The following is an 8,070-nucleotide window of genomic DNA, read 5'->3' as shown; positions in this document are numbered from 1 at the left end:
TTCCTCTATGGCAACGATCCCGAACCCGGCGTCCGCGCCGCGCGACGTCTCGGCGCCGCGGAGTATGCTTTGGCGAGAGCACGGCTCGCGGTCGACAAAAAGGGCACCAACGGCAAGGCCCTGCTCGATGCCGTGCCGGAGGAGTTGCACCGCGATCCCGGCTATCTGTTCGCCAAGATCCAGCTGCTGCGGCGCGCAGAAAACATTCAGGACGCCGGCCGCCTGATGCTGACGGTGCCACGCGACCCGAACCGGCTCGGTGACCTCGACCAGTGGTGGATCGAACGGCGGCTGGTGGCGCGCAAGCTGATCGACGTCGGCGACTATCGGATGGCCTATCTGGTGGCCCGCGACGCGGTCATTCCGGATCGCGACATCTACAAGACCGAGCAGGAATTCACTGCCGGCTGGATCGCATTGCGCTTCCTCGACGATCCGGCCACGGCAGCGCAACACTTCGCTCGTATCGGCGTCGGCAGCAGCAATCCCACAGCCTTGGCGCGCGCCGGCTATTGGCAGGGCCGCGCGGCGGAAGCGGCCGGCCGCATCCAGGAAGCCCGCGCCGCCTATTCGGCCGCAGCCAGGCATTCGACCAGCTATTACGGGCAATTGGCGCGCGCCAAGCTCGGCCTGCCGCAGCTCGATCTGCGCGCTGCGCCATCGGCACGGGGCCGCGACGTCGAACGGCTCGAGGTGGTGCGCGCGGTCGAACTGCTCTACGCGCTCGACGAACGCGATCTGGTGATCCCGATCCTCGCCGACATGGGCGAGAACGGCGACGCCGACGTCCTGATCGGGCTCGGCGAGGTGGCGGAACGCAACAACGACGCCCGCGGCATGCTGCTGCTCGGCAAGGCTGCGCTGAACCGTGGGCTCCCCTTCGATCACTACGCTTATCCGGTCGAAGGCATTCCGCAGTTCAGGACGATTGGTCCCGATGTCGAGCGCAGCATCGTCTACGCCATTGCGCGCCAGGAGAGCGGCTTCAACCCATCGGTGGTTTCGCCGGCCAACGCCTACGGTCTGATGCAAGTGACGCCGGATGCGGGCAAGTACGTCTGCCGGCGACACGGCGCGACCTACGATCTGCACCGGCTCAAGAGCGACCCAGTCTATAACGTCACGCTCGGCGCCGCCGAACTCGGCGGGCTGATCGAGGATTATCGCGGCTCCTACATCATGACCTTCGCGGCCTATAATGCTGGCCGCGGCAGCGTGCGGAAATGGATCGAGCGTTACGGCGACCCGCGCGATCCCAAGGTCGATGCCGTCGACTGGGTCGAACTGATCCCGTTCTCCGAGACGCGCAATTACGTGCAACGCGTGCTCGAGAATCTGCAGGTCTATCGCGCCCGATTCGGCGGCAGCCACCGGCTGCAGATCGAAGCCGACCTGCGCCGCGGCGCGGTGGAATAGCCTCGCCGCCTCCAACGGCGTAGCGGCCGAACAAGCTCACGATCGATCCGGCGCGGCCGGATCAAGTTGTCGGATGGTCACACAGCAGCCGCTCCGCTGCGACTCCGACGAGGTGAGCTCGCCCGGGGGGCTGGCTCGCCATTCCATTCTCGCACGCCTGCATGCGTCTGGCGGCAAAACCTAAACCTTAATCTCAAGGCTCGCCCGCAACTGATACGGCGCCCAAGACATTGATGCTAAAACACTGAAAAACAACGATTTTGTGAAATACGTTCCTTGGGCTTCGCATGCGGTCTCTGATGTCCGCCCGGTGTCGAGCAGGCAAAGAAAAACCCCGGCGGTTGCCCGCCGGGGTTCTCCGAGAACATCCCTCTCGGGATGATCAGATCAGAAGTTGCGCTGAACGCGGAGGTTGCCGCTCCAGACGCCCTGGTCCTTGAACTCGTAGGCAGTCGCCGGCTTGGCAATCGCGGCGATCGCCGGGATGGCCAGAGTGCCCGAGTTCGACTGGTCGAGGTAGGTGTACATCACTTCGCCCGAGAACGTCAGGTTCTTGACGGGGGTCCAGCGGGTAACCTGACCGATCTGAGCGATACGGAAGTCCGGGTTGCAGGTGAACCCGACCGCAGTCGCGCAAATCCGCGCAGTCGCCGTGCCGTTGTAGTCGATCGCCGAGTACGAACCGAACAGCGAGGTCGACCAGGTCGGGGTCCAGTTGTGGTTGAAGGCACCACGGACGCCCCAGGCGTTGGTCTTCGAGATGCTGGAACCGTTCGCGATCGACGTACCGGAGAACACGCCGTCAGCCGAGCTGCCGAACGCGATGCTCTGATAGGCGATGCCCGAGCTGCCGTAGATGGCAAACGAGTTCGGGCTCACGCCACCGATGACGTAGCGGGTGGCGCCGTTGGCGTAGGTCGCGGTGAAGTTGATGCTGTCGCCGGGGCCGGTCGGCAGGTTCTTGAGCGACAGAGCGCCCTGAACAGCGTAGCCCCAGGTATCGCTCGGGTGACCCGAGGTTTCGTCAGCCAGGTTGTAGTAGCTGGCACGAACCTGGTGGGCGGCAGCCGACACCTGGAACAGACCCCAGGCCTGATCGACGCGGATCTTGCCGACGATGTCGGGGATCTGCGTGCCGGCGTAGGAGTTGGTACCGAGGACGCCCTGAGCGTAGGTCGCCGCAGTGATGTTCGAGGTGTTGTAGAGACCCGACTGCAGGTAGGAAGACTGATCTTCCAACGAGATCGAACCCGACACGCCGTTGCCGAATTCAGCGGTGTACGACACTTGGTTGATACCAGTGACGTCGTCATAGCCGCCGATCAGGAACGACGAGTTGTTGCCCGGATAGCCGGTCCAGGGCGTATCGAACTGCGACACGGCCTTACCGAAGGTGAACCCGGCGAACTGGATGAAGGCGTAGTACACGCCGAGGTTACCGGCAGCGACGCCGTCCGCGGCGCCGAAGTTACCACCGCTGCCCCAGTTGAACGTCGCATCGAAGTAAGTGCGGACGACGCCGTACTCAGTCGCGGTGCGCGTATCCAGGTTGATGTCCTGACGGGCATGCATGATGGTGTTGTTGGCCAGACGGCTCTTCGCACCAGCAGCACCGCTCCACGCCGGACGGTCGTAGTTGCCCGAACCGTAGATGGTCGCGTCAGCGCGCAGGTAGCCGCCGATCTTGATGCAGGTGTCGGTGCCCGGGATGTAGTAGAAGCCAGCGCCGTAGATGGAGCAGACCTTCACGTATTCGACCGCTTTGGCCTTCAACGGAAGGTCCGCCGCCTGCGCGCCGCCCATGGCGATCAGAGCCGCCGATGAGCCGAGCAAAAGGCTCTTAACCATGTTCATGTAAACCTCCAAGTTTGCTCTGTCGGATGGTTCCGATCCGCTGGCGCAAGGCACCGGCAGTGGTTCCACCGAATTAAACCCGCTTAGCCGCTTCGCGCCTTCGGACACACCCGCTGAACGCGAGGGACTTAAGCGAACCACCTAATTCGGGACGACCTCGGGATGCCCCCCTCCGTCGCAGGCACGACAATTACCTAACAGTGATGCACACGCAACAATGGAACGATGCGCAAACGGGGGTCGCCAACTGTTTTCAGGCCTGTGTTGCACAAATAACACTCACTCGTCGATCTACTGACAAAGCTGCAAACGACTGAAATAACTTATATATTTTTAGTTTAGACGCGTTCGAGAACTGTCGGCTTTGCGGCAGTGCGTCATTTCTGCAAAGGCTGGCCCGGTCCCGAAGTCGCCCTCAAAGCGCCCCTGCGGCTCCTCAATTGAGAATCGATTCCTCGCCTGGGAGCCGAATCTTGTCGTCGTGACGCTGCCCAGCTGCACCGGAGATTCGTGTCGGCAACGGGAGTCGGCGCCGTGTCGCTGCGGAACTCGCCTCGATGGAGCAAAGCAAACGCGCGCTGAAGCTCGATCGATCGGTGCGAAAGCCAAAGTCGCAGCTCCGATCGCCGCAATCGCGCTTGCGAGCCGGCACCGCGTCGGGCATATCGAGCGGGCCGGAGACGTGGCCGAGTGGCTGAAGGCGGCGGTTTGCTAAACCGTTATAGGGTTGTAAAGCCCTATCGAGGGTTCGAATCCCTCCGTCTCCGCCACCCCAAAATCTTGAGTATCCTGATTTAACTCCGCCTTGGACAGACGGCACTGGTGCCGGCGGAGGATCGACGGGGATGCCTCGATGGCGATGGCTCGGCCGTCAGACCGTCATCGCTGACGACGTCCACTTTCAAGTTTTCCTCGTTAGCGTCGGATACGCGAATGGAAGTGGAGGAAGCTGACGCTCGCCGCCACCCGTCTGTCTGCCTTCGCGATTCGGGCGCGACACGGCGGCGTTTGATCGCCAAGCCCCATAACCACTGCCGAGGGCATCTCGACTCCGAGACAACCGAGCGGATAGCCGCAGGCCGCGACATTGGCCTACTCCGCCGCGCTGAAACGCCCTCCTCGTGTCTGCTACGTTACACACTTCAAGAAATGCAACGGGTTGCAGGATCGGAACTTGCTCAACTGAAAAATCCAATTGTACCTAATTACCCTTTTATACGGGGTACCTACGCATGAGCGTGCCCCGCGAAGTGGGCTTGGAACTCGATGCGGACTCATGGCCTTCGTGTTGTCAGCCTGTTGACCAGCGTTGCTTTGCTGTCCGCCTTCTTCCAGCCAAAGCGCAAGCCCAGCACGCAGCAGCCTTGCCGACCGCGGGAAACGTGACGTCCGGCGCGGCGGCGATCTCCTCGCCCTCCGCCACCAGCGTTCTCGTGACCCAGTCCTCGAAGAATGCCATCATCAATTGGGGCAGCTTCTCCATCGGCGCCGGAAATGCAGTGCGCTTCGAGAATGGCGGCGGCGCGACGCTGAACCGGGTCACCGGCCTGTCCCGCTCGCAAATCGATGGGACGCTCACCGCCACGGGTAGCGTCTATCTGGTGAACCCCAACGGCATCACCGTGGGGCCAACGGGCGCCGTCACCACCGGCGGCTCTTTCGTCGCTTCTACCCACGACGTGTCGGATACCGCCTTCATGGCCGGCGGCGACATGACCTTCCGGGGCACTAGTTCTGCTTCAGTAATCAATTACGGCAGCATCGGCTCCCTGGGCGGCGACGTGGCACTGATTGCCCGAACGGTGGAGAATGCCGGCACCATCACCGCGCCCAACGGAACAGCGGCCTTAGCGGCAGGCTATGAAGTGCTGATGCGCGACAGCGCGCTGTCCGATGGCAAGTTCCTGGTCAAGGTGGGCGGGGCGGATACGCAGGCCAAAACCACCGGAGTCATCAAGGCGGCCGAGGTGGAATTGCGCGCCAATGGCGGCAATGTCTATGCCCTGGCTGGCAACACCTCCAGCATCACCAAGGCCACGGGAGTCGCCAGCAAAGGCGGGCGCATCTTCTTCACGGCGGGCGATGGCGGAACGGTGAATGTCTCGCAGAAGGTGGTGGCGCGGGGCGCCAGCACCAATGGCAAGGCCAAAGGCGGCGAGATCCGGGTGTCCGGCGGCACCGTGAAGGTGAGCGGCCATCTTGATGCGCGCGGCAAGCGCGACAGCGGCGGCACCATCGTGGTGACGGGCCGTGACATCGCGCTGGCGACAGGCGCGAATCTAGACGCGAGCGGCACTGTGGGCGGGCGCGTTCTGGTGGGCGGGGACTATCAGGGCGGCCATGATGCCGCCTCCAAATATCTGCCCGAGGCCATCCCCACGGCCCAGACAACGACGGTTGCGACGGGGGCGCGCATCGCGGCGAACGGTACAACGGGCGCCGGCGGCAAGGTGGTGGTGTGGTCGGATCAGCTCACCAGCTTCCAGGGAGCCATCTCCGCCACCGGCGCGAGCGTCGGCGGCGATGCAGAAGTGTCGGGCAAGGCGGTGCTGGATTATCGCGGCACGGTGGATCTGCGCGGGGCCGGCGGCTTCGGCACCTTGCTGCTGGATCCCTATAATCTGACCATATCGAACGCGGCCGACGCGGGCATGTCCGGGTTCAGCGCCAATGCCAATGATAGCGTGCTCAACGTGACCACGCTGCAAAACGCCCTCGCCAACGCCAATGTCACGGTCACCACAGGCTCGGGCGGCAGCCAGGCGGGCAACATCACGGTGGCCGCGCCGGTCACCTGGACCAGCGGCTCCGCCCTGACCCTTTCCGCTTACGGCAACATCGCGGTGAATGCGAATCTGGCCGGAGGGACTGGATCGACTATCGCGCTGCTGGCCGATAACACCGGCACCGGCACGGGCACAGTGACGTTCGGGTCGGGCATCACCGCCACGGCGACCGGCGGCGTGTCGATCACTTACAATCCAACGGGAAACAATAGTACCAGCGTCAACAGCACCAGTTACACGACGCCCACGAACTATTCATCCAACGCAGGCTCGGGCACGACGATCACCGCCTATATGCTGGTGAACACGCCCTATGACTTGCAGAATTTGCTGAATAACCTCTCCGGCACCTACGCCCTCGGCCGCGACATCGACGCCAGCGCAACGGCGGGCTGGAACAGCGGCGCGGGCTTCGTGCCGATCGGGAACAATTCGAATAAGTTCAACGGCACCTTCGACGGCCAGGGCCATTCGATCAGCGGGCTGACTATCAACCGTTCGGGCACCGACAAAGTCGGGCTGTTCGGCTCGACCAATAACGGTTCGGTCATCCGCAACGTCGGCCTCGTCGGCGGCAGTGTCCTCGGGGGGTACTCCATCGGCGAGCTGGTCGGTATAAATTATGGCACTATCACTCGGGCCTACGCCACCGGCAGCGTGACCGGGTTCCGCGGCTCCGCAGATGTCGGCGGGCTGGTCGGGGACAATTTCGGCAACATCTCCCAGTCCTATGCCACCGGCAACGTGACCGGGTTAGGAAGCAACAGCTCTGTCGGCGGCCTCGTCGGGTACAATGCCGTCAGCATCTCCCAGAGCTATTCCACCGGCCGTGTGGCCGGCAGCGCTGTCGGCTGGTCGGGGCTGGTCGGTGGCAGCGGCGGCACCATCACCGCATCATTCTACGACCAGTCGACGATTGGGCAGACGAGCGGCCTAACCACCATCTCCGGCGTCACCGGCAAAACCGATGCGGAGATGCAGAATCCCTTCACTTTCATCAATGCGGGGTGGGATTTCGCGAGTGTGTGGGGCAAGTCCACCACGGGCGCGAACGGCGGCTACATGATGCTGCGCGCCGTCTCGACCGGTGCGCTCTACACGGATTATTTTCAGCTCTCCGGCAACACTTCCAAGACCTACGGCGACGCCAACCCGTCAACGTCGGGCATCACGGTGTCGGGGATCGGGGCGAGCAATGCGACGCTCGCCTGGGGCAGCGCCGCGACTCCGCAGACCAATGCGGGTACCTATAATTACGCCACCGCCAACCTCCTCACTGTCACCGACGGATCGGGCAACTCGGCGTATGTGGACTACGGCACCGGCACATTGACCGTGAACACGCGTTCCATCACGGTGACGGCGGACGCTCAGACTCAGGTCTATGGCAGTGCGGTCCCGACGCTGACCTACACGGTTGGCGGGAGTGGGCTGGTGAATGGCGACACACTCACCGGAGCGCTGGCGTCGACTGCCAGTTCTACGGCCAATGTGGGCAGCTACGGCATCACCCAGGGCACCCTGGCGGCCTCGGCCAACTATGCGCTCACCTACACTGGCTCGAATGTCTCAGTGACGGCACGTCCGATCACGGTGACGGCGAACAATCAAAGCCGTACCTCCGGCTCCGCCAATCCGACGCTGACCTGGGTCCTGTCCAACGGCAACCTTGTTAATGGCGACAGTCTGACCGGCGTTCTCGGGACGCCTGCGGGTGCCACCTCACCCGCAGGCTCCTATCCGATCCTGCAAAACACGCTCGCGGCATCCGGCAATTACCTGCTCACCTATGTGGGCGGGGTGCTCACAGTGACGCCCGCCCCTGGCGATGGAAATGCGGGAGGTGGATGGGCGTCGCATCCCCCGGCGCAAGTGGTTCAGACCGTCACCGCGTCAGTCTTGCCCACCCTTTTGATCTCGCAGGCGCCGACCGACCAGAAAGTCCTGACCAGCCAGACGGTGCTGCCAGTCCAGGAAAGCACTTCCGACAACAGCAACAGCAACAGCAAAACTT

General features: G+C 63.2%; 3 protein-coding genes and 1 tRNA gene. 3 read left to right on the top strand and 1 reads right to left on the bottom strand.

Going from position 1 to position 8,070, the window contains the following annotated elements:
• A partial coding sequence (locus tag I5M_RS27620) for a lytic transglycosylase domain-containing protein (protein ID WP_022724359.1) occupies positions 1-1,416 on the top strand: 1,416 nt, incomplete at its 5' end.
• A 387-nt stretch (positions 1,417-1,803) separates the two neighbouring features.
• On the opposite strand, the gene I5M_RS27615 is transcribed toward I5M_RS27620, so the two are convergent.
• Entirely contained in the window at positions 1,804-3,270 is a 1,467-nt protein-coding gene (locus tag I5M_RS27615) for a porin (protein ID WP_022724358.1), read from the bottom strand.
• A gap of 676 nt (positions 3,271-3,946) precedes the next feature.
• On the opposite strand from I5M_RS27615, the gene I5M_RS27610 reads away from it, so the two are divergent.
• Both I5M_RS27610 and I5M_RS27605 read left to right on the top strand, forming a co-directional pair.
• Positions 3,947-4,040: transfer RNA gene (locus I5M_RS27610), tRNA-Ser, on the top strand.
• A 612-nt stretch (positions 4,041-4,652) separates the two neighbouring features.
• A partial coding sequence (locus I5M_RS27605) for an S-layer family protein (RefSeq protein ID WP_210161632.1) occupies positions 4,653-8,070 on the top strand: 3,418 nt, incomplete at its 3' end.

It is taken from the genome of Rhodopseudomonas sp. B29, from assembly GCF_000333455.1.
GTDB lineage: Bacteria > Pseudomonadota > Alphaproteobacteria > Rhizobiales > Xanthobacteraceae > Rhodopseudomonas.
Note: the sequence above shows the minus strand (reverse complement) of the source record. Positions and strands in the feature narration are given on the sequence as shown.

What these genes read in the sequence shown, in the direction of transcription:
- I5M_RS27615 (WP_022724358.1), bottom strand. Translation starts at nt 3,270, where the DNA reads ATGAACATGGTTAAGAGCCTTTTGCTCGGCTCATCGGCGGCTCTGATC.